The 24,677-nt window shown below is 64.0% G+C and carries 19 protein-coding genes and 2 pseudogenes; 15 read left to right on the top strand and 6 right to left on the bottom strand.

The genetic code is table 11. The features are described from left to right. Positions 1–59: 59 nt before the first annotated feature. Complete coding sequence (locus ACFTZB_RS04625) at positions 60–1,418, bottom strand: MFS transporter (protein WP_378430309.1); 1,359 nt, start codon at positions 1,416–1,418, stop codon at positions 60–62. 752 nt (positions 1,419–2,170) lie between these two features. Here ACFTZB_RS04625 and ACFTZB_RS04620 point away from each other — a divergent pair. The 5 genes from ACFTZB_RS04620 (at position 2,171) to ACFTZB_RS04600 (ending at position 8,741) form a co-directional block, all read left to right on the top strand. Then, positions 2,171–4,144 (top strand): acetoacetate--CoA ligase, encoded by a 1,974-nt coding sequence (locus ACFTZB_RS04620; RefSeq protein WP_378430308.1) that lies wholly within the window; start codon positions 2,171–2,173, stop codon positions 4,142–4,144. A gap of 422 nt (positions 4,145–4,566) precedes the next feature. Next, on the top strand, positions 4,567–6,114 hold the full coding sequence (locus ACFTZB_RS04615; protein ID WP_378430351.1) for a Re/Si-specific NAD(P)(+) transhydrogenase subunit alpha: 1,548 nt from the start codon (positions 4,567–4,569) through the stop codon (positions 6,112–6,114). Between the two features lie 7 nt (positions 6,115–6,121). After that, complete coding sequence (gene pntB / locus ACFTZB_RS04610; RefSeq protein ID WP_378430307.1) at positions 6,122–7,537, top strand: Re/Si-specific NAD(P)(+) transhydrogenase subunit beta; 1,416 nt, start codon at positions 6,122–6,124, stop codon at positions 7,535–7,537. Positions 7,538–7,815: 278 nt separating this feature from the next. Then, positions 7,816–8,139 (top strand): hypothetical protein, encoded by a 324-nt coding sequence (locus tag ACFTZB_RS04605; RefSeq protein ID WP_378430306.1) that lies wholly within the window; start codon positions 7,816–7,818, stop codon positions 8,137–8,139. A 254-nt stretch (positions 8,140–8,393) separates the two neighbouring features. Next, positions 8,394–8,741 carry a hypothetical protein gene (locus ACFTZB_RS04600; RefSeq protein ID WP_378430350.1) on the top strand — a complete coding sequence of 116 codons (348 nt, stop codon included), beginning with the start codon at positions 8,394–8,396 and terminating at the stop codon, positions 8,739–8,741. A 520-nt stretch (positions 8,742–9,261) separates the two neighbouring features. On the opposite strand, the gene ACFTZB_RS04595 is transcribed toward ACFTZB_RS04600, so the two are convergent. Continuing rightward, the gene (locus ACFTZB_RS04595; protein WP_378430305.1) at positions 9,262–9,870 is read right to left on the bottom strand and encodes a hypothetical protein; all 609 of its coding nucleotides are present in this window, start codon (positions 9,868–9,870) and stop codon (positions 9,262–9,264) included. A gap of 272 nt (positions 9,871–10,142) precedes the next feature. Between ACFTZB_RS04595 and ACFTZB_RS04590 the strand changes: the two genes are divergently transcribed. From ACFTZB_RS04590 to ACFTZB_RS04580, 3 genes are read left to right on the top strand one after another with little or no spacing between them, the layout of a single operon-like run. Then, a complete protein-coding gene (locus tag ACFTZB_RS04590) occupies positions 10,143–10,313 on the top strand; it encodes a hypothetical protein (protein WP_378430304.1) in 171 nt (56 codons plus the stop codon). Positions 10,314–10,323: 10 nt separating this feature from the next. Further along, positions 10,324–10,602 carry a hypothetical protein gene (locus tag ACFTZB_RS04585; RefSeq protein ID WP_378430303.1) on the top strand — a complete coding sequence of 93 codons (279 nt, stop codon included), beginning with the start codon at positions 10,324–10,326 and terminating at the stop codon, positions 10,600–10,602. Between the two features lie 10 nt (positions 10,603–10,612). Continuing rightward, complete coding sequence (locus ACFTZB_RS04580) at positions 10,613–10,822, top strand: hypothetical protein (RefSeq protein WP_378430302.1); 210 nt, start codon at positions 10,613–10,615, stop codon at positions 10,820–10,822. Positions 10,823–11,328: 506 nt separating this feature from the next. On the opposite strand, the pseudogene ACFTZB_RS04575 reads toward ACFTZB_RS04580, so the two are convergent. Beyond that, positions 11,329–12,124 (bottom strand): annotated as a pseudogene (locus ACFTZB_RS04575) (phosphoadenosine phosphosulfate reductase family protein); the annotation flags it as partial. 194 nt (positions 12,125–12,318) lie between these two features. Here ACFTZB_RS04575 and ACFTZB_RS04570 point away from each other — a divergent pair. The 5 genes from ACFTZB_RS04570 (at position 12,319) to ACFTZB_RS04550 (ending at position 17,168) form a co-directional block, all read left to right on the top strand. After that, entirely contained in the window at positions 12,319–12,528 is a 210-nt protein-coding gene (locus tag ACFTZB_RS04570) for a hypothetical protein (RefSeq protein WP_378430301.1), read from the top strand. A 499-nt stretch (positions 12,529–13,027) separates the two neighbouring features. Next, the gene (locus ACFTZB_RS04565; RefSeq protein ID WP_378430300.1) at positions 13,028–13,492 is read left to right on the top strand and encodes a helix-turn-helix domain-containing protein; all 465 of its coding nucleotides are present in this window, start codon (positions 13,028–13,030) and stop codon (positions 13,490–13,492) included. A gap of 378 nt (positions 13,493–13,870) precedes the next feature. Continuing rightward, complete coding sequence (locus tag ACFTZB_RS04560) at positions 13,871–14,329, top strand: zeta toxin family protein (protein ID WP_378430349.1); 459 nt, start codon at positions 13,871–13,873, stop codon at positions 14,327–14,329. A gap of 435 nt (positions 14,330–14,764) precedes the next feature. After that, positions 14,765–16,408 (top strand): hypothetical protein, encoded by a 1,644-nt coding sequence (locus ACFTZB_RS04555; protein WP_378430299.1) that lies wholly within the window; start codon positions 14,765–14,767, stop codon positions 16,406–16,408. Further along, on the top strand, positions 16,365–17,168 hold the full coding sequence (locus ACFTZB_RS04550; RefSeq protein ID WP_378430298.1) for a hypothetical protein: 804 nt from the start codon (positions 16,365–16,367) through the stop codon (positions 17,166–17,168). The genes ACFTZB_RS04555 and ACFTZB_RS04550 overlap by 44 nt, the downstream gene beginning before the upstream one ends. Positions 17,169–17,218: 50 nt before the next feature. On the opposite strand, the pseudogene ACFTZB_RS04545 reads toward ACFTZB_RS04550, so the two are convergent. Further along, positions 17,219–17,395, bottom strand: a pseudogene (locus ACFTZB_RS04545) (IS1634 family transposase); the annotation flags it as partial. Positions 17,396–18,048: 653 nt separating this feature from the next. Here ACFTZB_RS04545 and ACFTZB_RS04540 point away from each other — a divergent pair. Beyond that, positions 18,049–22,131, top strand: coding sequence for a hypothetical protein (locus tag ACFTZB_RS04540; RefSeq protein WP_378430297.1), 4,083 nt, complete (start codon positions 18,049–18,051; stop codon positions 22,129–22,131). A gap of 40 nt (positions 22,132–22,171) precedes the next feature. Here ACFTZB_RS04540 and ACFTZB_RS04535 read toward each other — a convergent pair whose 3' ends face one another. Next, entirely contained in the window at positions 22,172–22,720 is a 549-nt protein-coding gene (locus ACFTZB_RS04535) for a hypothetical protein (RefSeq protein WP_378430296.1), read from the bottom strand. Beyond that, complete coding sequence (locus ACFTZB_RS04530; RefSeq protein ID WP_378430295.1) at positions 22,710–23,273, bottom strand: GNAT family N-acetyltransferase; 564 nt, start codon at positions 23,271–23,273, stop codon at positions 22,710–22,712. Before ACFTZB_RS04530 ends, ACFTZB_RS04535 begins: the two co-directional genes overlap by 11 nt. Here ACFTZB_RS04530 and ACFTZB_RS04525 point away from each other — a divergent pair. After that, a complete protein-coding gene (locus ACFTZB_RS04525) occupies positions 23,272–24,111 on the top strand; it encodes a DUF932 domain-containing protein (RefSeq protein ID WP_378430294.1) in 840 nt (279 codons plus the stop codon). The genes ACFTZB_RS04530 and ACFTZB_RS04525 overlap by 2 nt on opposite strands. Positions 24,112–24,677: the final 566 nt, after the last annotated feature.

The raw sequence follows: 24,677 nt of genomic DNA, 5'->3' as shown, positions 1-24,677 counted from the left end.
CTTCGGCGAATGGGTGCGACCCCTTAGCTGAACCGGACGATGATCGGTGTCTAGTTGATTCACGAGGTGACCTCAATCTTCGATGTACCGGACGCGCCGTTCGAGTCCGAGTTGCCGGCTGTGGTGGACCAGTTGATGTCGTCGTTGCGGGATTCGCGGGCGAGGGCGACACCGATGAACGAGATGGCGGCGGCGATGACGACGCAGAGCGCGAGTGGCCAGGTCGCATCGAACTTGTCGACGAGAGCGGCCGCGAGGAACGGAACCGGGGCGCTGAAGATAAGGGCGCCGAGGGTATAGGCCATGCCGGAACCGCTGTATCGCAACTGTGTCGGGAAGATCTCCGGCAGGAACACGGCGAGCGGCGCGTACACCATCGCACTTCCGAGAGGCAGGGCGAGAAACATCGCAAGATAGATCGCGGGCGTGCTGCCGGACTGGAGGAGCCAGAAGAAGGGGAAGGCCACCGAACCGGTGACGATGCAGCCTGCCAGAAGGACGGGACGGCGCCCGAGACGGTCGCAGTACATCGCGACGATCGGGATAGTGATGGCTTGTACGATCGAGGCGACGCACACAGCCATCAGCAGTGTGCCGCGTTCGAGGCCGTTGTCCGAGCCCCACTTGAGCGCGTATACGGTGGCCAGGTAAAACGGAACGTTGCCCGCGGCGGTGGCCATGGCGCCGATGATGACGCCCTTGCCGGCGGTGCGGAGAACGGTGATCGCGGGGAAACGTTCTTGTTTGCCTTCGCTTTGGACCGCCTTGAAGGCGGGGCTGTCTTCGATCTTCAGCCGGATGTAGAGACCGACGGCCACCATCAGTCCGCTGGCGAGAAATGGGATACGCCAGCCCCACGCCATCAGCTGATCTTCGGGGAGCTGTTGGACCAGCCAAAACATTGAAGTGGCCAGCACGAGACCAAGTGGGACGCCCATCTGCGGCCAACTGCCGTAGAACGCGCGTCGTCGTGGCGGTGCGTGCTCGATGGCCATCAGGACTGCGCCGCCCCACTCACCGCCGAGGGCTAGTCCTTGGATCAGTCGGCAGAGAACGAGGAGGATAGGCGCCAGGATGCCGACCTGCGCGTACGTGGGGAGTAGGCCCACGCACGCGGTGCCGATACCCATGAGCAGCAGGCTGGTCACGAGCATCGTCTTGCGTCCGAGTCGGTCTCCGAAGTGACCGAACAGCAGGGCGCCGAGGGGGCGGGCAGCGAAGGCGACTCCGAAAGTGGCGAACGCCGCGAGTGTCCCGGCGAGCGGGTCCAGCGCGGAGAAAAACACCTTGTTGAAGATGAGCGCCGAGGCGGTACCAAAGATGAAGAAGTCGAAGAACTCGATCGTCGTGCCGACCAGGCTAGCGCCGGCAACGCGCGAGATCCTTACTTCATTCGGTTGAGGGTTGCGTGTAGCCACTGGATTCCTTTGGCGAGGTGAGGAGTCGATGCGCAGGAGTGCCGGCCGCTACCGATCGGCCGAGTTGTTACTTGAGTCACGGTCTGTGGAGGTTAGCAATCTGTGGACAATCTATGCAAGAGCAGACATTCAAATGTAGGTCCTTTATGAGAGTGAGAATGCGTCGGCAAACCGGGGCAGCTTTCACGCCTGTCGCGTTCCGCGGGTGGCCACGCTCGAGTCGGGACCTCAATCGCCGGGACGAACAGCGCGCAGAACTTCCGGACGCCATATCACGAAGACCTGTTCGTCGCCCGTGGGGTTCGATCGAATGAAGGGGAGCTGTCGGGGGGAAATACCATCGGAGAGCTGGATCCCGGTTGCGGTCCAGGGGTGGTTGCAACGATGCCTTGCGGGCATGCGAGGTGGGTGTTAATGTCCGACCTTGACCCTCCCGAAGCTGAATCATCCACGTCGAGGGCGTGTCGGTGATCGTGAATTACGGAATCAATCGGACTAGGTTTCCACATCCGGCCCCGGTAGGTGTCCGGGGGCAGGGGCACTGCCACCTCGTGACCGCGACACCGGCCGCCGCAGGTCTCGAGGTGACGATCCGGGTGACCGTCGAGATCGAGGACGTCGACAAGCCTGCTTGTATCGCCGATCTAGTCAATCAAACCGGACACTGAGGAAGTCGTCGTTTCGCACTCGATGGACTCAGCCGCCTCGGAAATTCCGCTCCGCAACTGCACCTCCGAACTCAAGGATCGACGATGAATGACACACACGGTGAACTGCTCTGGGTGCCGACGCCCGATCGGGTCGAGCAGTCTGCAATGGCTCAGTTTCGCAGGTTCGTCGAACAGTCCTACGGACTTGACCTATCGTCCTACGACGCATTGTGGAGGTGGTCGGTCAGCAACGTCGAGCAGTTCTGGGCCGCAGTCTGGGACTACTTCGAAGTCGGGCATCGTGAAGGTGTCGAGATTCTAGTTGGTGGACCGATGCCGGAGCACCGCTGGTTTCCCGGCGCAACACTCAACTTCGCCGGCTACCTGCTCTCCCGCGGAAACGGGAAGGATCCTGCAGTTCTCACAGTGGGGGAGAGCGGTGAGGAGCAGTGGATCGATCGTGCCGAACTGCGTCGCCAGACTGGAGCACTCGCCGCTTCTCTGCGGACGGCCGGGGTGCGCCGTGGGGACGTCGTGGCGGGATACCTGCCGAATACCGCCCACGCCATCGTTGCGTTCGCCGCTGCAGCCACCCTCGGCGCGGTCTGGGCTTCAGTGGGTCAGGATTACGCACCCAGCGCCGTGGTCAACCGACTCGGCCAGCTGAATCCGACCGCCCTGGTCACTGCCGACGGCTACCGTTTCAACGGGCGCGCACACTCACGAATAGCGGCGGTGAACGAGATCGTCGCCGCGGTTCCGAGCATTAGGCACACGATTGTCGTGGACCGCATCGGCGAGGCCGCAGTAGGTCCGCACCGACAGCTGTGGGACAGCGCCGTAGCGGGTACCGCCTCGGTCTCGCCGGTGTCGGTCGACTTCTCTGACCCGTTGTGGGTGCTGTTCTCATCGGGGACTACGGGAGTCCCGAAAGGTCTGGTGCACAGCCACGGTGGGGTCTTGCTCGAGATGCTGAAGAATATCGGGCTGCACATGGATGTTGGCCCCGGAGATCGGTTCTTTTGGTATACCTCGCCGAGCTGGATGATGTGGAACGTCCATGCCAGCGCTCTGGCAACCGGGGCCAGTATTGTCTGCTACGAAGGTTCACCTACTTATCCGGACGAGTCGGCGATGTGGCGACTCGTGCAGAACCGCGGTGTCACATACTTCGGCACCAGCCCCGGATTCCTGCAGTCCTGCGCCGAAGCCGCTGTCGAGCCACGACGCGACTTCGATTTGTCCGCACTTCGTGGGATGGGGTCGACCGGTTCGCCGCTGTCGGCGAACATCCACCGCTGGGCGCGCGAACATGTCGGTGACATTCCCCTCAACTCGTTAAGTGGCGGAACCGACGTGGCAGGAGGGTTTCTGAACGGCTCTCCCGATGTGCCGGTCTGGGCGGGAGAGCTCTCGGTGCGCGCACTGGGAGTGCGGGTCGAGGCATGGGACGACGAGGGCAGGCCAGTGGCCACCGGCGACGTCGGTGAACTGGTGGTGACCAGACCGATGCCGTCCATGCCGATCAGGTTCTGGGCAGATGCCGACGGATCCCGGTACCGGGACACCTATTTTGCCAACTACCCCGGGGTGTGGCGACACGGTGACTGGATAACTCTCACTGAACGTGGATCGGCAATCGTCCACGGTCGATCCGACGCGACGCTGAACCGTAACGGGGTTCGGATGGGGAGTGGTGACATTTACGCGGTTGTCGAGGCCGTGCCGGGCATTTCCGAGGCTCTCGTGATCGGGGTCGAGAGGCCCGATGGCTCCTACTGGATGCCGATGTTCGTCGTTACGCGTGAAGGTCGACGTCTAGATGCCGATATGCGCGCGCACATCACGGAGTCAATCCGGCGGGATCTTTCGCCACGGCACGTCCCAGACGAGATCGTGGAGGTGCCTGGGATTCCGCACACCAAGACCGGAAAGAAGCTCGAAGTGCCCGTGAAGAAGGTCCTCCTCGGAGCCGACCCAGCCGCGGCAGCATCCTCGGATTCCCTGGACGACGTGTCGCTCCTCGAGCAATTCGCCGGGCTCCGGCCGGGAAGTTGTGCAAGTCTTTGTTCCTGAGTTCGACAGCAAACGGTGCTCACCTATGCAAATTCCACGGTGTCGACTGCCATGCTTCGGCACCGCCCGCGAATCATAGGTGGACGGCGAACCGTCCTTGGGGGCAGTTGTTGCCCGGCGATGACGGCGTAGGACCTGGACGTGGGACTGGCGTGTCGAACAGGTCTTCGCCCAGCGAAGTGTGGATACCAGTCCGGCAACGCCGACCGGTGCGCTACCCGCAATCAGGAAGCACAAGTTCCCGGGCCGGACTGTACCTTTGCTCAGCAGACCATCAGCTACGTCCAGAGCGTCAAAGCTGCAGTCGCCCCCCCGGTCTCGACCTGTCCAAGCGTACATGCGTACCCGCCAAGCAAGGAGCACGAATGAGCGAGAGTCGACCAGCACCCGCTTCCCACAACGGGGCTCCCACCACATCCCCGATGCGAATCGGACTGGTCGCGGAGACCGTGAGGGCCGAAACACGTGTCGCACTGACCCCGGATGCGGTGCGCAAGGTCGTCAGCCTCGGCTACACCGTGGACGTGGAGTCCGGGGCAGGTGAGCGCGCCGGTTTCGACGACGTCGCCTACCTCGACGCCGGAGCGAAGATCTCGACGAGCCACGTCTGGGATGCGGATGTGGTGGTGATGATCAACGCCCCGCAACCCGACGAGATCACCGCCCTGCGTCCCGGCGGTGTGGTGATCGCGATGCTGGCCCCGGCACTCGACCCGGAGCGGCTGGCCGCGCTCGCCGCCCGGGACGTCACGGCGTTGGCGATGGACGCGGTCCCACGGATCTCGCGGGCGCAGTCGATGGACGTGCTGAGCTCGATGGCGAACATCGCCGGCTACCGGGCGGTGGTCGAGGCGGCGCACGCGTTCGGCCGGTTCTTCACCGGCCAGGTGACCGCGGCGGGCAAGGTACCGCCGGCGAAGGTCCTCGTCGCCGGTGCCGGGGTGGCCGGGCTGGCCGCGATCGCGGCCGCGAATAGCCTCGGCGCCGTGGTGCGGGCCACCGACCCGCGGCCCGAGGTCGCCGACCAGGTCAAGTCGCTGGGCGGGGAGTACCTGGCGGTCGAGGTCGCGCAGGAGAAGAGTGCCGACGGTTACGCGAAGGCGACGTCGGAGGAATACGACCGGCGGGCGGCGGAGATCTACTCCGAGCAGGCCGCCGACGTCGACATCGTGATCACCACCGCCCTGATCCCGGGTCGTCCGGCACCGAGGCTGCTCGACGCCCAGCAGGTCGCGTCGATGAAGCCGGGCAGCGTGATCGTCGATATGGCGGCCGCGCAGGGCGGCAACGTGGCGGGCACGGTGGCCGGGGAGATCGTGGTGACCGACAACGGTGTGACGATCGTCGGCTACACCGACCTGCCCGCCCGGCTGCCCACCCAGGCGTCGCAGTTGTACGGCACGAACGTGGTCAACCTCCTGAAGCTGATCACTCCGGGTAAGGACGGGCTCTTGGTGCTCGACTTCGAGGACGTGGTGCAGCGCGGACTGACCGTCGCCCATCGGGGGGAGACGCTCTGGCCGCCGCCGCCGGTGTCGGTGAGTGCCGCCCCCGCGGCGGCTCCGCACGCCGCCGACACCCAAACCGAGCCGACGCCGACGAAGGCCGCGTCCCGGTGGGCGCGAGCGTCGGTGGGGATCGTCGGTGCGCTGGTGTTGTTCCTGGCCACCGCCTTCGCGCCGCCCGAATTGGCCGGGCACCTGACGGTGTTCGTGCTGGCGGTGGTGATCGGCTTCTATGTGATCGGCAACGTCCATCACGCCCTGCACACCCCGCTGATGTCGGTCACCAACGCCATCTCCGGAATCATCGTGGTCGGGGCGATCCTGCAGATCGGCGCCGGCGGCGCAAATGCCGGCGGGGAACTGGTCACCGGGCTGGCCGCGGTTGCGGTGTTGCTGGCCGCTATCAACATCGTCGGTGGCTTCGCGGTGACCCGCCGCATGCTGTCGATGTTCTCGAGGAGCTGAGTACGGTATGAGCGTTTCGACGTGGACTGCGGCGGCCTATCTGATCGCCGCCCTGCTATTCGTGACCAGTCTCGCGGGACTGTCCAAGTACGAGACCTCCCGCTCCGGTGTGGTGTTCGGGCTGGCCGGCATGACGATCGCGCTGGTCGTCACCGTGCTCACCGCACTCGAGACGGCGTCCGGTCTCGGGATCGCCCTGCTGCTGATCGCGTTGGTGGTCGGCGGCGGAATCGGGCTCTGGCGGGCCCGGGTCGTCGAGATGACGGGCATGCCGGAGCTGATCGCGCTGATGCACAGCTTCGTCGGTCTTGCCGCGGTGTTGGTGGGCTGGAACGGTTTTCTCGAAGTCGAGAGCGGTCACACGGAGCTGGCTGGTTCCCTGCTGGGGATCCACCACGCCGAGGTGGTGATCGGGGTGTTCATCGGCGCCGTGACGTTCACCGGCTCGATCGTCGCCTATTTGAAGTTGTCGGCGAAGATCCCGTCGACGCCGCTGCAGCTGCCGGGGAAGAATCTGCTCAACCTCGGTGCGCTGGCCGGGTTCGTGGTGCTCACGGTGATCTTCGTGACTGGCCCTACCGTGTGGCTGCTCGCCGCGGTGACGGTCCTGGCGATGGGCCTGGGAATCCACCTGGTCGCCTCGATCGGTGGCGGCGACATGCCGGTGGTGGTGTCGATGCTCAACAGCTACTCCGGCTGGGCTGCGGCGGCGTCGGGTTTCCTGTTGGCCAACGACCTGCTGATCATCACCGGCGCGTTGGTCGGGTCCTCGGGTGCGTACCTGTCCTATGTGATGTGCAAGGCGATGAACCGCTCGTTCCTCTCGGTCATCGCCGGCGGCTTCGGGGCACCCACCTCCTCCGGCGGGGCGGAGGTCACCGGGGAGCACCGGGAGATCAACGCCGACGGGGTGGCCGAGTTGCTGGCGGCCGCCACATCGGTGGTCATCACCCCCGGCTACGGGATGGCGGTGGCGCAGGCGCAGTACCCGGTGGCCGAGTTGACGCGTCGCCTGCGGGAGCAGGGCGTGCAGGTCCGGTTCGGGGTGCACCCGGTGGCGGGACGGTTGCCCGGGCACATGAATGTGCTGCTCGCCGAGGCACAGGTGCCCTACGACATCGTCCTGGAGATGGACGAGGTCAACGACGACCTCGCCGAGACGGACGTCGTCCTCGTCATCGGGGCCAACGACACGGTGAACCCGGCCGCATCGGAGGACCCAGGCAGCCCCATCGCGGGGATGCCGGTGCTGCGGGTCTGGGAGTCCGCCGACGTCGTGGTGTTCAAACGATCCATGGCGACCGGATACGCGGGCGTGCAGAACCCGCTGTTCTTCCGGGACAACACCCAGATGCTGTTCGGTGACGCCAAGGAGCGGGTGCAGGACATCCTCGCCGCCCTGAAGAGTCACGCGAAGGTCTGAGCAACCTCGGGATTGCGTCGAAACCTCTCTGCGGCAGTAGTTGTCGACATCGATGCTCTCGATCAGGTGGTCGGTGCTGTGCCCGAGTTCGGGCCATGCACCGACCATCTGGCTTTTCGGGAAGGGGCTTCGTCTAGTCTTGGGCGGCGTGACGTGCCCGGAGACGTTGTCCGTGGCCAGACGATCGCGGATGGTGTTCGTGCAGGTCGGGTCGCGTACCGGGGGGTGGTGCTTATGCTCGATCTCGGGAGTTTCGCCGAGCGAAGAGGTGCATCAGCATGTCCCGAAACAGTGGCAACCGGCCGGTCGGTGGTCCGGGGTTGGCGGTCGGGGTGCGGGTGCTGGTCCGCAGGAGCGCCGGGGCCGATCTGACCGGTGAGGTGGTCGAGGATTATGCGGCGGTGACCGACCCGGGCGGTGGTGGGCATGAGTGGGCGCCGGTGCATCGGTGGGCGGTCGCGCTCGACGATGGGCGGCTGGTCTTTGCCGACACCGAGGACCTGACCGTCGATCCGGGCGTCCACCGCTCTGCCCCGAACATAAACCGGAACCCTGGCCCGGGGACGGCCGTGCGGACACCGGGCCGGCACCGGGGAGAATGATCGGCGGCCGCCGTTTCGTGGCCCGGTTCCGATCGGTGTCAAACATCGTGTACACGAATGTCGCTAGCAGTCAGTCGATTACATGATTGACGCGGATGACGTTCTGAAGTGGTTACGTCGATCTCACTGGATGATCTGTCCGGGGTATGCCGCAGTCGTGGTATAGCCGCACCGGATGTGTTGTGCGCTGTGGTGTTGTTCGGAGCTGTGGTTTCTGGCTTACCGTGTCCGGTATGAGAGGTGACGAGGCTCGCGTGGCCCGGGCTTTTGCGGGGTGGTTGTCGTCTCAGGGGTGGACGGTCCGTACCGAGGTGGATGTCGTCGACATCGTGGCCGAGAAGGACGGGCACCGGCTCTACGTCGAGGTGAAGGCGGCGTCCACCGCGCCGGGGTTGGATGTCGATACTGCGATCGGGCAGCTGGTGCGGCGGATGCCGAGCGAGGCGGATCGGTCGGTGTCGTTTGCGTTGGTCGTGCGTGACGAGCCGGGGTCGGTGGAGGCGGCGGTGCGGGCGCCTGCGCGGGTTCTGGATTTGTTGGGGATGGCGCTGTATGCGGTCGATGAGGACGGTGGGGTGCGGCAGCTCGTCGGCCGGGGATGACGACGTCCCCGGCACGGGCGGGGACGGGCCAGCGAGGTGGCCGACAAACATCGTTTACGCGCGCTATAGCGAGATTGTGCGGTGATGGGTCGGTAGCTCAGTCGGTGAGAGTCGTAAACTCATCGATTCCGGTGACGCGTCGTGGGCTGTGAGCCGCTCGCGCTTCGCGGTCGGTGAGCTGTCCGGATCCGGAAATGCGGCGGGTTGGTTACTGACCGGCGACGCTTCGGAGTCGGTGTGGTGGTCGACGGGTACGCCGCGGACGCGGATGCCGGGTGGTCATGGGTGCGCTCCGGGCGGCGGTGGGTGGTGGCCGGCGACGGGTGTGTGGTGTTGGGCCCCGTTGGTGGCATCGCACCCACCACCCCTCGCTGGAGGGCTGTGAGGGGGCGTTTGTGCGGTACGGCTCCCGCTTCTGCTTTTTCGGCTCCGCTGTGACGCGATGACGAGGAGCGGGGTCGTTGCGGCCGGTGCGCTCGTGGGCGCGGCACGCGGGTAGCCCGACACGGAGGCCGCGGGGTTATAGGGGTGGGGTGTCGAGTTCTTTCCATTCGTGTGCCCAGCGCCGCAACCGGTTTCGGTGCAGCAGTGTGCGGGTGAGGGCGGTGGGGAGTAGGACGATGCCGGCGGCGAGGGCCCAGATTCCGAGTGCGGCGGCCACGGCGACGATCGTGTTCTCCCCACTGCTCGACATCGGGCCGATGGGGTTGCCGTCGGCGCCGATGCTGATGGTGACCGCCTGCCCGGCTTTCGCGGGGGTGTCGGTGGGCACGGCACCGGTGCGGTCTCCGTGGGGTGTGGACCAGCGGGCTCGGGCGGTGTTCTGGGCGCCGGCGGCGCGGAGGGTGCCTGCGCTGGTGTCGGGTGTGGGGTGGGTGTCCTCGAGCAGCACGGCCGGCACCTGCTGTGTGCCGGCGCGCAGGGCTTGGGTTTGGTGTTCGAGTCGGGTGTGGGTCGCGGTTCCGTATGCGGCGGCGAAGGGGATCGCCAGCAGCACCAGGGTCGCGGCGACCAGGACGAGGAGGGCTTCAATGCGGTCGCTGGACCGCATGAGGTGGTTGCGGTTCCACGGGCGTAGTCGCCACCACCGGATCGGTGTGGGTACTGGTGCGCGCGGTTGCGGTCGCATGGCTCACCCCCAGTTGGATTTCACGTCCTTCTCTTTCGATTGTGCGTCGGAATCCGGTGAGGTGCCCTCGCGTGCGGGTCGGGCGTGCCCAGTTGCTGGGGGGCGGCGATTCCCCGACCGTCGACCGGTCTCGAAAGCAGCGGCTCGACCTGCGGGGATGGCATGTCCCTTGGATGGTGCGTTGGGCACGGTGGCGGCGGCGTCAGTGTCTTCCTCGATGCTACCGAGCGCACGATGGGGGATGAGCACTCGCTTCACGGCAGGATGAGACGGTGAGCGACCGAACTGTGGCAGACCTCGAGTGTGAACTCGCTGTGCTCGCCTACGTCCGCGAACGCATCCGGGTGTCGGAGGGGGACACCTTCCGTATCCCGACCACCGCGGTCGATCAGGTGCTCGATGAGCTGAACAGTCTTGAACGGCCGCCGTGCGATCCGACGTGATGCCGAGTGAGTGTTGGTCGAACTGGGCCATCCATTTTCGGCACGATGGCCACCCACGCCGTCCCACGAACTCGACGGGATGTTGACCGGCCGGGATGTGGTGTTCGAGATCGAGACCGGCCGGGACATGTATCCGGGCCGGTCGGACTCGGTCGACGACACCGCGCCTATGCTGCCGCGGGGGATGCGGTTCGAGGTCGTCTCCTGTGGCGAGAGTCGGTACCGTCGCCCGGACGGGCGCATCGGCCGGCGGATGCTCGTGCAACTACGAGCCGTCACCGAGGACTGAGGGGTTTGGGATGGGACTGTTCACCGACGGCAAGGGCCGCCCCGAACTGGTCGTCCACCCCGACATCAAGCTGGGGCGAGCGACGGTCCGGCCCGTCGACGAGAGCGATCCGGTAAAGCAGACACCCCGGCAACGGGCCCGGCGGGAGCAACTGCGGCGAATGACCCAGGAACGGCTGGCGAAACAGAAAACCGGAGACACCGACCCCGGGAAGGGATAAACGCCTCCGGCTCACTCTGTGCAACCGCAGTAGCTGACTATAACCTCCCATCGCGAAAACACTAGAAAGCAGGTGCGGTCCGTGGATCAACGACCAACAACGAATGAGGAAATCCATCCCCTCGGCCCCGAAAACGGCGAGGAGTGGTGCACCCGTGCAGAACTGCGCGACTGGGGCTACAGCACTGCGGGCATCGACCAGCTCTTCGGTCCGGAAACCACCGGGCCCGGCGGGGTCACCGGCTGGGCCCGGGCTCACATCGACCATGTCGAGGACACGGTCGTCGCCCCGGCTATCCGACTGGTGTGGGAGGGATTCGAGGACCCGGAAGCGCCCACCGACGTCCTCTGCAGGGCGGGGATGTGATCTCGGGTCCGCCGGCGCCGTCGGTCTTCCCGCTTCGACCGCGCGGGGACGTGTCGTCTCCGCAGGTCCGCGCAACTGTCGGTGTCGCGGACCCCCGACCGTAGGGCACGCCTCGGGGTCGCGGGTGTCAGGGCCGGTGGCCGGAGGTGGGGCCAGATGTGGGCGAGGTGCTCGAACAGCGCCGGCCATCCGCGGCGCAGCCACGTCAACCGTCCCCGGTCGAGATGGTTGCCGTCGAGCAGATGGGAGAGGCGATGCTGGCTGTCGGGGGCCCCGAGCTGGGTGAGCCTGTCGTAGACCGGGTTCACCGGAAGCCGATGCCGGGCGATGTGTGTCCAGACGTCGCCGGTGGTCCAGTTCCAGATCGGCCCGTACGCGATCGTCCCGTCGGCGCGGGTGACGGTCCCGTCGCGTCGGCCACCGCGGCCGTGGAGCAGGCGTCGGGCGGCGGATTCGTCGGCACGCACACCCCACAGCTCACCGGGCCCGAGTAAGGCGTGTGCGCGGCGGGCGGGTTCGGTGATCAGGATCTGCTGCAGATCCACCTGCGCGGCCGCGGGATTGGTGGGGCGGTGTGGTCCCAGAGACCAGAAGCCGCCAGCACGTCGAGTAGTGGCGGTTCGGCGGGGATGCGGTGAAGGTCCAGTTCCCATCGGTCGGCGAGGTCGGTGAGGTAGTCGTAGGTTTCGGGGTAGTCGAGGCCGGAGTCGAAGAACACACCACCGGCACATCGGGTTCGACGCGGCGGGCGAGGTCGAGGACGACGAGGGAGCCCTTGCCGCCGGAGAACGCCACGTACCCGTCATGGGCGGCCAGGTGCGCCTCGATCCGGGCGGTGATGTCCGTAATAGCCGCAACACTGCTTTTGGTCGACGGTGCCCGGAGCCCGCGCAACGTCGAGATGTCCAGGCCCGGGTTCGGTGTCGTCGTCGCCACAGTGGCCAGGCTACGACCTCGCCACCGCACGTCGCCGAACAGCTCCGCTCCCGCGTCGACACGAAGACCTATGGCCCATATGGGTGCTCATAGCCGGTAGAGCGACACACGATGGTGCTGGGTGCGGCGCCGAGATGTGACATGGCCGACTCCGATCCTCGGTACCGGTGGTGTGCTGCGGTTGAATGGGAGGCATGGGGTCGCCTGCGGTGGAGCAGCTGTGGCAGACGTTGTCCGAGAACGAGTTGGCGTTGGTGTGCGTCCGTGGCCCGGAGTGTGAGTGGGCGGATCTGATGACGGGCTGGGACCACGCGGTGGGGGAGCTGACCTGGTTGGCCCGGGAGACAAGCGAGATCGCCGAGCAATACCCCCGAGGCGCCGGTCACCGCACTTCGGCGTCGTGACGGCGCCGAACCTCACCGCGGCAGAGTAGGACGCGGTGTGGGCCGCCGATACCGCCGCCGTCGTCGGTATCCCGGACCACGCCGAGACTGCCAACCGGGTGGCCGCGCTTGCCGTCGTAGGGTGGTCAGCGCCGCTCGCTCCCAGACTCGGGCGGCCTCGACCCCGCCGGCCGGTACACATTGCGACTCGCGATTGGCCGGCGGGGAAGGGATCAGCGCTGGCACGTCAGTTCGCAGGTATCCGCTGGCACCGCACAGGCGGCAATGCGCACGCTGGCGCGCAACGTCGTCTGCTGTGGTCGGCTGCGGTGGCCGGGTGCTCACGGCCCCGTGATCTGCCCGGGAGCTCGGTCGGGCCCTTTTTGGTAGGGCCGTCACTGTGATCGGCCACTCGGCGGCGTGGGGTGGATCGGTCGGGGCTGTGGTGGACGGTGTCGGGCGGGTGTGGGTACTCTGAAGTGGAATGATTCATTGTGAATCACGCGAGGAGGTGCTTGTCGTGGACACCATCGACCACAAGGCTGTCGCCGCACTCGATGCTGCGGCCGCCCGCCGCCGGGTCGCCGACCTCGACGTCCTGCGGGCGGTGGCCGAGGCGAACGCCGCCCACATCACCCAACGGGTCATCCATGAGCACATCGGAATCTCGCAACCTACGATTCATCGCATGCTGCGCACCGTGCTGGAGAACCCGGCCCTGCTCGATCGGACCCCGACCGAGGTCATCGACCGCCGCACCGCCGGCCAGATCAGCGATACCGAGATGATGCAGGTGCTGCTGGACTGGCACTTCACCTTCGGCCGGGTCCCGGTCAGCGGCGGGGTCTCGGCGGATGCATACGAGGCCGGCAGCTGGGACGAGATCGAACGCGCTTACTACCGCGGACTGCTGACCGACGACGAGATCGGCCGGCTGATGGAACGAAACAAGGACGCCCTCGAGCAGGCGGCACGGTCTGCGTGAACTCCCCGGATCCGCTGCGCGGCAAGGTCGCCGCGCAGCTCACCGCCATGTCCGTGCCCGGTGGGCTGCTGCACACCAAATCCGACACCAGCACGATGATCCGCTTCGCGGCATCCCCTACCCGGCTGCGGTTCCGCCGCACCGTCATCGACCGGTATCTGGCACGGGACACCCCACTGCGCGAGGGACGTTCGGCAATCCTCACCGCGGGTGCACCCGGGGCCGGGAAGAGTACTTTGCTGCGCGACCACATCCCCGATCTGGACGGGTACCGCAGCCTCGATGCCGACGTGGTCAAGGATCACCTGATCGAACAAGCGCTCCGCGACGGGGGACTATGCGGAACTCCTCGGCACCGAACTCGCCGATGGAGCCTCGCTGGCGCCGCGGGAGCTGGCCGCGCTCGTCCACGACGAATCCACCGCCCTGATCGACCAGATCCGCCGGCTCTGTCTGGACCGCGGCGAGAACGTGCTGATCGAGGGAACCCTCCGCTGGCCCGGTCAAGGCCCGAAGGTGTACGAGGAACTGGTAAGCGCCCACTACACATCCCTGCGGGTCATCGGAGTCGAAGTCCCCCGCGACACCGCGCACGAGCAGGCACTGTCCCGCTGGTGGCAGGGCCGCCGCGCCTGGCACGCCGACCCGTCCTCGCTCGGTGGACGGTTCACCCCGCCCGCCGCGATCGACGACTGCTACGACGACGCCCCGATGTCGAAATGCGCCCGCAACGCCCAAGCCCTCGCCGCGGCGGCACACGGCCGAGAGGGTGCGACGGTAGTGGAACTCGAACTGTTCCGACGCGCTCCCACTGGAGGCTTCGAAACGCTCGGGTAAGTCGTAGCTTCGGCCCGTATCGGTCCGCGATCCTCTGGGAATCTGCGGTGAAGCCGCCGCCCATCGTCTCACGGATCCGGCGCGGTCTGTCGCACCTTCATGGAGGTAAAGAAGGTGGATAGCTGGGTGCTCCCAGTGGCGCAGGACACCAAATTGATCGCCGAGAGCGGGATCTAAGAGTCAAGAATGCTTGCCGGTGCTCGTAGAGAGGACAGGCCGGCCAGCAGCCAAGTCAGAACGAGTGCGTGACCGTCTCCACAAGGCGCGCTCACGGAGTGTCGCGGCCATGACGCCGGTTGAGGTTGCAGAATAGAAACTCAGACCAGCAGCGTGGCCGTGGCTATCTGAAGGGGAACTAGTGCGAGCAAAGAATGTATGTCCATGCGAGCCTTGCCATGGTCGGGATCAGCGCCCAACCGGTGGAGTGGTGCGGCTGTGACAGCATTCGAACGCGGACGTGAAGTTCTGACGAAACTGGCGGAGCGTAGTGAAAAGACGGATTACAACGAGGCGACAACCCGACGCAATGTTATCGACGTAATCGTGAAGGACGTCCTCGCGTGGCCGGACGATCAGGTCATGTGTGAGGAACATGTGGATGGAGACTATCTCGACTACACACTAGGGTCCCCGGAGCTCCGCGCCGTGCTGGAGGCGAAGCGAAGCGGGAACACCTTCGAGGTTCCTGCGGGTACCGTCAGTGGCCGAATTGACCTGTCGACGATACGTAATCACTCGACGCGCAACCAGTCCGCTGTCGATCAGGTTCTCGGGTACTGCCAGAAGTCTGGAATAGGGATTGCGATTCTCTCTAACGGATTTCAGCTAATCGCGTTCTTGGGTAGCCGTTCTGACGGACGAAAGCCGACAGAAGGCAGGGCGATTTTCTATGCGAGCCTAGATGATGCGATAAAGGAATTTCACCAATTTTGGGACTATTTCTCGCTTGACGGAATGATCCGCGGCGATATAACCCGAGCGCTCACGCATAGAGCCGCGGCGACGCCTCCACCGCCACCATTGTCGAGTCGTATCAACACCTATCCGGGGTACAGGATAGGCACGGAAATGGAGACCGACCTGAGGATCTTGGGTGACCTATTTATCCAAGACGTAGTTCGTGAAGAGAGCATTACGGACGACTTCTTGGCGGAGTGCTACTGCTCCAGTGGGGCCCTCTCGCAATATGCGGTAGTGAGCAAGGAGATATTGAAGACTCGGTATCTCATGCTCGGGGAGCAAGTCAACGCCGAGACCGCACGCGATCGACGTGGAACAAATCCCGGCCTTCGCGACGACGTAATCGCTGGAGCTATAACGAAGCGCCCGATAATTCTCCTCGGAGATGTGGGTGTGGGGAAGAGCATCTTTCTGAAACACCTATTTCGAATTGAAGCGAAGGATCTGCTCGATAAAACTACCGTATTTTATGTCGACTTCCTGAAGCACTCCGGGTTAATCGGGGATGTTCCCGGTCATATCGTGGAAGTAGTTAAAAGCGCGCTGAATGATATTCACGACATCGATATAGACGACCGCCAGTTTGTTCGTTCGGTGTACAATAAGGAGCTCAATTCCTTCAAGCGCGGAATCTTCGGCGAATTGGAGCACTCCGATCCGGGCGAGTATCGTCGACGTGAGATCGAAATGCTCGCTGAAAATTTAACAAATTCATACGAGCATGTGCGGCGCTCGCTCGCCTTCCTGCAGACGTCGCGTGGATACAACTTTGTGGTTGCCCTGGATAATGTGGACCAGCACCAGCCCGCCTTTCAGGAGCAAATTTTCATTGCAGGGCAGTCGTTAGCCGAGACTTGGCCTAGCGCCGTCTTCATGTCCCTGCGTCCGGACACCTTTCATGAATCCCGTAGGTCTGGCGTGCTTGCCGCCTATCAGCCCAGAGTTTTTACTGTTTCCCCTCCGAGAAAGCGATCAGGTGGTTACAAAGCGGCTGGAATTCGCGAAGAAAGAACTTCTCCAGTTTGGCCGTCTTCCAGGATTTCCGACTGGGCTTACCCTCGATTCGGACAGTCTGGTGATTTACATAGATGTCTTGCTCGACGCATTTGCGCAAAATGAGCAGCTGATAGAACTCGTGGACAACTTGAGCTCAGGCAATACCCGGCGTGCATTGGATTTCATATCTACCTTTGTCGGCAGTGGATATGTTCAAACTTCACGAATATTGGAAGCGCAGAAGACTGGAAGAGCATACGTTGTTCCGTTGCACGAGTTTGTTAGGGCAATTCTGTATGGTGACCACAAGTATTATGATCCGAAAACCTCTCCCGTGCCGAACCTCTTCGCTGTGTCATCCCTTGACAGAAAGGAGCACTTTCTGCTCCCTTTGCTCCTCGCCACTGTCCAGTCGCTTGGGGAGAGAGAGACCGGCGGACTCGCTGACCTGAAGATCGTGTTCTCTCAGCTGCAGTCCGCGGGATATCTAATCGATCAGATCGAATTTCATCTCGACCGCGCGGAGCAGAGCGGGTTGGTGGAGAGTGCCGATCATGGCGATGCAGGTAGTTTTGTCCGGATAACCCCCTCTGGAGGATATCTTCACAAGAAACTGGTGAGCAGTTTTGCGTATGTCGATGCTGTTATCGTGGATACACCAGTCTTAGACCCAGGAGTACGAGCTTCGATCAGAGACGTCTTTGACATCGAAGATCGAATCGCCCGCGCTGATACCTTTGTGAATTACCTTGATGGGTGTTGGCCCTTCGGCGACGAGCAACTTCCATTCGTTTGGCCGCTCGTTCGTGCGGAGTGGGGAGCCTCGCTGGAGGGTGTGCGGCGAGGAGCAGTACGAGCCGCCGAGCGCCGAGGGAGAAGATAGACCCTGGAGGAGAAGGCTCGCGCGCGTTGCTCGCGTTGCTCGCGTTGACCGATTGTGCGCGCCATGAACGGCCCTGTCGCGCTCTGCAGGTAGCAGGTGACGGCGAGTGCGGTGAACTCGATCGTCAGGTGCGCTTCGATCGCCTCTCGGGTGTGGTGGAACATCGGCCGCGCCCGCAGGTCCGTCTTCGACATGCGGAACGACTGCTCGACATGCCACAGGTCGTGCTACTTCGAACGCCACCGCCGGGCGAGCAGGACCTTCGGCGCGCTGCCGCAGCAGAATCTGTCGGGTGTACCGGATGCCACCGTGCCCGTCGGCTGACGGCAGTATCACCATTTGCTGCGGTCTCCGTTGGTAAGGGGCGGCACGGGGGCCGTGGTGGGTGTGGACGGCGGGGGCGTCGGTGGGTGCTCGCCCGCGTCGGCGCTGACTTCAATTGGTCGGCAGTGTCATTCACATGAATTACAGAGCCCGCCGGGGTCTGTCGGCACGCTCAACCCGGTGGTCCTGCCGCCGTGCGTTGTTTGCCAGGTGATGGCCAAAGGCCAAAACGGACCGGCTAGTATGCGCTTTTGATGCGGCGGGCGCCGGAGTCGCCAAGCTCAGGCTCGGTCTGACCGTGCAGGATGGTGCGATTCCGAATCGTTCGAAGGTGGTGGGTGGTGGAGCTTCCGTTGCTGTCGGACGGTGAGAGGCCCTCTCTGCCTGGTGATGTGGATCAGGCGCACAGCTGGGAAACGATCGGAGACGAGCGATGACGCCGAGTGCTGGTGCTGCACTACCTGACGTGGACTTTCGGCAGATCCGGCCCTACGGCTCGCCCGCGTCCCGGGCAGATGCGTTCGAGGAGTTGTCATCGATCCTCATTCGTGATGGTTTGCTCGACTGGCCCGCTGGCACTGTCTTCCACCGGTTCGGCAATCCTGACGGTGGGCGTGAGGGCATAGGCGTCCTGCCGAATGGTGATGTATGGGCGTGGCAAGCCAAATACGTGTTCGAGTTCGGCAACGACGAGGTCGGACAGGTCCACAAGTCGGTCGTCCGTGCCCTCGACACCGAGCCGGCTTTGAAGCGGTACTACGTCGCGCTGCCATACGACCGGCCCGCCGGAGACACCTCGGGCAAGAAGGCGGGGAAATCAGGTGCGAAGCCGAGGAAGTCGGCTTTCACCAAGTGGACCGAGAAGAAGGCCGAATGGGAGGGACTCGCTGCTGCTCGCGGGATGGAGGTCGACTTCATCTACGTGGGTGCCCACGAGCTTGTGAGTGAGCTGACGAAGCCTGAACACGCAGGCCGTATGCGGTACTGGTTCGACGCGTCGGTCCTGTCCCCGGACGGTCTGAAGCAGCGGCTTGCCGATGTCGTCGCCAAGGCCGGTCGCCGGTACAGCCCACAGGTGCACGTCGAGGTCGAGGCCGTCCAGGTACTCGAGGGGCTGGGGCGTACCGAGGGATATGTCCGGAAGGTCCAGGTCGCGCTCGCCGGCATCCGGAAGTCACGAAGCGATAGATGGTACGCACCGAAGGGCGACGAGGCCGCCTTCCAGGACAGCATCGACGACTGCATCGAAACGTTGACGAAAGCCGAGGTTGCCCTCCAGGAATTCTTGGAGGCGGTGAGAACGACCGGTCCACTGCCTGATGTCATCGATGAGCTCCGGCCGGTCGAGGACAGCCTCGACGCGGTTCACCGTCTGCTCCGAGAGCGCCACCTCAAGGGCGGCCGGCATTACGTCGATTCGGCTGGATATTTATACGGCACTGTGGGGCAGGCACGTGAAGCGCTGTGGGAGGCGCTCTCGCTGATGAGGTCTCCGGACACCGACGCGGCTAGGGCTGGTCGTCTTCTGATGACCGGCCGCGCCGGTGTCGGGAAGACACACCTGTTCTGCGACGTCGCGACCCGGCGAATCGCAGCGGGATTGCCGACACTCGTTGCACTCGGCCAGGACTTCGACGCGAGCAAACTTCTCCCTCAGATCGGGGAGCTCGTCCAGATCGAGGGAACTCTCGAAGAGGTCATGGAGGTGCTCGACGCCGCCGGCGAGGCGTCCGGCAAAGAGGCCATGTTGATGATCGACGCCGTCAACGAAGGGACAAATGCCGAGCGGTGGGTCGATGATCTACGCGTCCTGGCCGGCGCCGTAGAGCGGCACCCGAACGTCGTGCTGGCGGTCTCGTGCCGCACCGAGTTCGTCACACCGGTCGTCGGCGATGCGGACGGATTCCCTTCCGTCGAGCATTTTGGGTTCGTCGAGGCCACCAGCGAGGCCATCGACCGCTACACGCACGAATACAACCTCGAACCGCTGACCTTCCCGGTGCTGAACCCCGAATACGGAAACCCGCTGTTCCTCAAGCTCGCGTGCGAAGCGCTCACCACTTTGGGTGGTGCTTACTTCACGCTCGGAGCTGCGGGCCTGGCCACGGTATGCAACGCGTTCATGGAGGCGGTCAACAAGCGTCTCGCCGCTCCGACCCGCTGCGACTATGACGAGATGACGAACCCAGTACAGGCCGTCGCGCGTGCACTCGCGGCCCTGGGACCGGGCCCGTACGAACGCACTGAAGCGCAAACCATCACCGAGACGCTGGTGCCCAATCGCCCATGGTCCAAGAGCCTGTTGCTCGGCCTCATACGGGAGGGCGTCCTGATGGATACCTACGACAACCACGTCACCTTCAGCTACCAGCGCCTCGGGGATGTCCTACGCGCGCTTCTCCTGGCGGAGCAGACCGGGGCCGAGCTGTCCGATTGGTATGCATCGCTCGGCGACAACCGGTGGGAAGAACGCGGGACCATTGGAGCACTCGCAGTCATCGCACCGGAAACACTCGGCACCGAGATCATCGATCTCTTCGCGGACGAGAAGAGCCGCGTCGAGCACGACGTAGTAGATGCCTTCGTAGAGAGCCTCGCGCTGCGCGCGCCACAACACACCACCGACCGGACGGCTCGAATCGTCGAGCAGCTCATCGAGTCCGACAAGTGGGCCGACGAGGTCTGGGAAAAGCTGGTCCGTGTGGCCTGCGTCCCTGGACACAGAGTCAATGCCGAGTGGACCCACGAGCTACTGGCATCGAAGCGGTTGCCGCAGCGAGACTCGACCTGGTCCGAATGGCTTATCGAGTCAAACGATTACAGGGGTGAACATCCAGTTGGAGTGCTGCTGGACTGGGGCTGGGATCCCAGCAAAGCCACCCGCGAAACCTCCGATCTGTCAACGGACGTCGCCCGCCTGGCGACGCTGATCTTGGGATGGATGTTGACCACACCGGACCGACGTGTCCGCGACCGCGCAACGAAGGCGCTCGTCGGCATCGGTGAGCGGGGACCGACAGGATTCGCCACTGCGATCCGGCAGTTCCGGAATTGCGATGATCCATATGTCCTCGAACGGCTCGCCGCGGCCGTATGCGCCGTCGCCCTCCGCTCACCTGACCCCACGGTCGTCATACAGGTGGCGGATGCTGCGGTCGAGTTGGTCGTCGACGAATGGCCAGTACACCTCCTCACCCGCGACTATCTGCGGCGTACGTCGGCGATTGCACGCGAACACGGCTGGGCCGGACCGGAGTGGCTTCCTCCCTACGGCGCCCAGTGGCCCGTGCGTGCACGGTCCGCCCAGACAATCGAGTCGATGGTCAAAGCCCCCGGCTACAAATACTCATCGATCTGGGCATCCCTGAACGGAATGCTCGGCGATTTCGGTCGGTACATCCTCGAACCCGCCCTGGGACATTTCGACGACCCTGATCACAAGAAGCTTCGCGCCCGCGCAGAGCGGATCATCTTCAGCCGCGTCCTGAACCTCGGCTGGACCCCCGAACGGTTTGAACGCCTCGAGAGCGGACGACGACGCGGCAGGTCCGACGGACCGGTCGAGCGATACGGCAAAAAGTACCAGTGGATCGGCCTCTACGAGGTCCTCGGCCGTCTCGCCGACAACCACCAACTCCGAGATCGATGGAGCGGTACGACCGGACCGTTCGAGTACGAGTACGCCGAACAACTCGTCTACAGAGACATCGACCCGACTGTTCTGACACCCGGTGGAATCAAGGACCCCGACGTCGACGCGGGCCCCTGGTTCATGCCCGTCCACGCAGCCTTCCCCGTCGAGGTCGAGAACGATTACCCCCGCGACCTTCACGGCGTGCCGGACCCACTCGACCTCATCGCGCTGACCTCACCCGACGGCACGAAGTGGCTGTCGCTGATCCGGCACGGCAACTGGACGCAGGTGCATCCCCCGGAGATCGCGGCTCTCAACGTCCCCAACCTCAACATTTGGATGCAGATCCGCGGATACCTCATACCCGTCAACAAGGCAGATGCGTTCCGGACCTGGGCGGCCGGGAAAGACTGGGACGGCCGCTGGATGCCGGACAACGCCGAGGTACACAGCCGACTGCTCGGAACACACCCGCAGTCCCCGGACTGGGACTGGGCTGATGGGAGCGCCGAGCCACGCAGCTTCGGTGATGAAGAGTTGCCGACCGACATTTACCACCCCATCGCCTTCTACGGTGGCACCGGAACATCACGTGAGAATGCCGGCACCGAGGAACCCACTGGGTACGTCCCCAGCCGGATGCTTTTCGACGCGCTCGATCTACGTCGCGGCAACGACTTCCAGTGGGCCGACTTCACGGGGCTAGCCGTCCTCGACCCCACCGCCGGCATGAACGAGGCGTCGACACTAGTGATGCGACGCGACTTGACCGACCGGCTCGCAGCTGCAGGTTACAACCTCTTCTGGACCGTACTGCTGAACAAGCAACGAAACGACCACGACCACGGTCATCCCGGACCGAACTACAGGTGGCTGAGCGCCAGCGCTTCGTACCTCATGACCGGGAAGACCATCGAATGCGTGTCTGCAAACGCATGGAGGCGTTCGCCCTACGGGGAAGGAGACCCCGAACCAGTCGAGTGGGAGATCCGTCGGACAGGATGACCCCCAGATTGCTCACACCCACGCGCTCCACTGCGATGGGTCACGTGGCGGCGCGCCCAACCCAGGCCAGATGACGATCTGCCACAGAGCTTTTGTTGCGGTGACGTCCCTTGAGGATCCCAACCCGTGTTCTCCCCTCAATGACCTGAAGACCACGTCCAGGCGGATTGAGGAGTTCACGATCGATCAAGACCGGCCACCGCTTCCACGTCCCGTGCGTCTCCCAGCACTGAGATACACCCACGTGGACCCCGTGCCGGCGAACCTGGACCCAGTGGTCCGGATTGGCGGCGATCTCATCGATGTAGTCGCCATCGCTTGGCCCCGTCGGCATGGTAAGGAAGACCTCGAGCGAGATCGCCTCGACGTCCCATCGAATCTGTGAGAGGTCGACGCTCCCATAGTCACGGAGAAACCGGCTGTTGTCCGCGTGGTCGTACAGCCACTGTTCTACAACGTCATCGGGCCACTGGAGATTGAGGACGCTGGGATTCCGTCGAAATTCTTCAAAGTGATACGCAGATTCGCGAGACGACATGGCGAGCTGGGAAAATTCGGAGAGATGCACGCGCGTCAGTTCAGCGGTCATGCCGGCGGATGCTGGGCCGCTCATACTGGAAGTGCAGCTTGTTTCCTGCTGCACGGGTTTCGGTGAACCTGTCGAGGCCCCTAATCAGCTGGAGACTGGCCTTGTTGGCGGCGTCGATGTGGCACGAGAACACATCGACGTCATGGAGAGAGGGGGATGCAAGGACGGCTGCGAGCGTTCGTGTGCCGTATCCGCGTCGCCGGTAACCCTTCGCGACTGCGTAGATGAATCCGAATGTCTGGGGGCCCTGCACCTTCGGTGAAACGTTGGCGTCGTGAGACTTGGACGTGCTGGTCATTCTTGGCACGCGGATCTCTCCGCCGACGAATGCGACGGGACACTCGTCAGCGTCGAACCCGATCCATGCGAGGGCGTCGAGTCGAAACTCGTCCCCCACGTCCTCGGACGTACCGAGTTTCGACTTGAAGTACTTACTGAATTTGAACCCGTCCATCCACTGGCTGACGTCCGGGGTGGAGTACCAGCGTTCGACCTCGTCGAGGACTTCGGAACCGGCATGGATCTGCTTGACTCGGAGTGGGTAGGCGGTCATGATCCGAGACCCTACGCATCAGGGGCGCCTGGTGGTGGCGCAGCAGATGCCCGGGATGGTCGCTGTGGCGCGCAGTGACACCCGGCAGGTGTTCAAGGTGTTCTCCGAGGGTTATGAGCCGCATCAGTACCGTGAGTGGCTTCTGGGGGCGGTGTCGAACATCCTCGGTGACACGTTGGTGGTGACCTCGGCGGGTGTGCTGCGGCATGGTGGGCAGGCGTGGGTTGAGGTCTCTGTTCCCGAGACCCTGCACGACGGGTGCACGGGGTTCAGTTACCGGCCCAATCTGTTGGCGGCGACGTCGCTGGACGGCAGTCTGGCGACGACGTACGGGCGCACCGTTACCGCGACGGTGTGTGATAACACGATGGCGATCGCGCTCGGGCAGGCGCGGGGTCAGCAGGTGAAGATCCGGCACAGCTGGTACTCGGGGTTGCGGATCGAGCAGGCCCGGCAGGCGCTGAGTCTGGTGGAGGAGACCGCTGACGAGTTCACCGAGACGCTGCGGCACCTGTCGTCGACGACGGTGAGGGATCGGCTGTGGTTCGCGTTCCTGGATGCCTGGCACCCGATGCCGGAGGAGGCGGGCCGTGCGCGCACGATCGCGACCCGGGTGCGTGAGGAGTTGGTGGAGATGTACCGGCACGACGTGCGGGCCAGCACCTGGCAGGGAACCGCGTTCGGGGTGGTCCAGGCGGTGAACACCTGGGCGCACCACAAGCAGCCGGTGAAGGGTGCTTCGCGTGCCGAGCGGAACCAGGAAGGCACGATCTCGGGCCGCTTCGACAAGCTCGACGCCTCCGTCGTGAGCACCCTCGAGAAGGTCCTCACCAGCTGATCCTGCCCACCTCCACCGGCCCGCACTCGACTTCCGGGGTGCGGGCCGGTGGTGCGTGTGATCGGGTTGTGACCTGGTGTGATGGCATGTTCCCGGTTTGTGATGTGGGGGTGCCGGCGATCTGGTGGGGGAGCGCCGGCATCGGGTTGTGGGGTTGTCGGCGGGGCGCGCGGGTGTCTGTTTCGCCCGTTTTGAAGACGTTTTGAAAGTTGTTGATTGTCAATATATTTGGGTAATCAATTGATGAGTAAGTTTTTACGGGAATTGTGCACAAGTATGATCTTGCTAGATTCATAATTTGTTGTAAATCAATATATTTGGGCTTTTCGAGTTTTTCGACTGTTTTGGGTTGCGCTGAGGTCGGTGGTACGCTGCGGGTACGACATGGAGCGGCATGGGAAGGCGAGTGGGCGACATGTCGGGCGCACCCTCCGGCCTCCCCAGCTTTCGTTGGGGTGTGGGGGAGCGGATCAAACGAGTCGATCAAAAATGCAGTTGAGAACCTAATCTCGGAAACTCAGAGGAGCGAAGCGACTCGATCGAACGGCAACGGGAATGGACCACTG

Source organism: Rhodococcus sp. NPDC057014 (assembly GCF_042673295.1).
Taxonomy (GTDB): Bacteria; Actinomycetota; Actinomycetes; order Mycobacteriales; family Mycobacteriaceae; genus Rhodococcus_F.
The sequence above is the reverse complement of the archived record's forward strand: the minus strand, read 5'-3'. Positions and strand labels throughout refer to the sequence as shown.

Bases quoted from the DNA above. Each gene is read 5' to 3' on its own strand.
- pntB (WP_378430307.1), top strand. From the start codon at position 6,122: ATGAGCGTTTCGACGTGGACTGCGGCGGCCTATCTGATCGCCGCCCTG.
- ACFTZB_RS04615 (WP_378430351.1), top strand. From the start codon at position 4,567: ATGCGAATCGGACTGGTCGCGGAGACCGTGAGGGCCGAAACACGTGTC.
- ACFTZB_RS04525 (WP_378430294.1), top strand. From the start codon at position 23,272: ATGATCCGAGACCCTACGCATCAGGGGCGCCTGGTGGTGGCGCAGCAG.
- ACFTZB_RS04580 (WP_378430302.1), top strand. From the start codon at position 10,613: ATGGGACTGTTCACCGACGGCAAGGGCCGCCCCGAACTGGTCGTCCAC.
- ACFTZB_RS04605 (WP_378430306.1), top strand. From the start codon at position 7,816: ATGTCCCGAAACAGTGGCAACCGGCCGGTCGGTGGTCCGGGGTTGGCG.
- ACFTZB_RS04570 (WP_378430301.1), top strand. From the start codon at position 12,319: ATGGGGTCGCCTGCGGTGGAGCAGCTGTGGCAGACGTTGTCCGAGAAC.
- ACFTZB_RS04595 (WP_378430305.1), bottom strand. From the start codon at position 9,870: ATGCGACCGCAACCGCGCGCACCAGTACCCACACCGATCCGGTGGTGG.
- ACFTZB_RS04620 (WP_378430308.1), top strand. From the start codon at position 2,171: ATGAATGACACACACGGTGAACTGCTCTGGGTGCCGACGCCCGATCGG.
- ACFTZB_RS04530 (WP_378430295.1), bottom strand. From the start codon at position 23,273: ATGACCGCCTACCCACTCCGAGTCAAGCAGATCCATGCCGGTTCCGAA.
- ACFTZB_RS04535 (WP_378430296.1), bottom strand. From the start codon at position 22,720: ATGACCGCTGAACTGACGCGCGTGCATCTCTCCGAATTTTCCCAGCTC.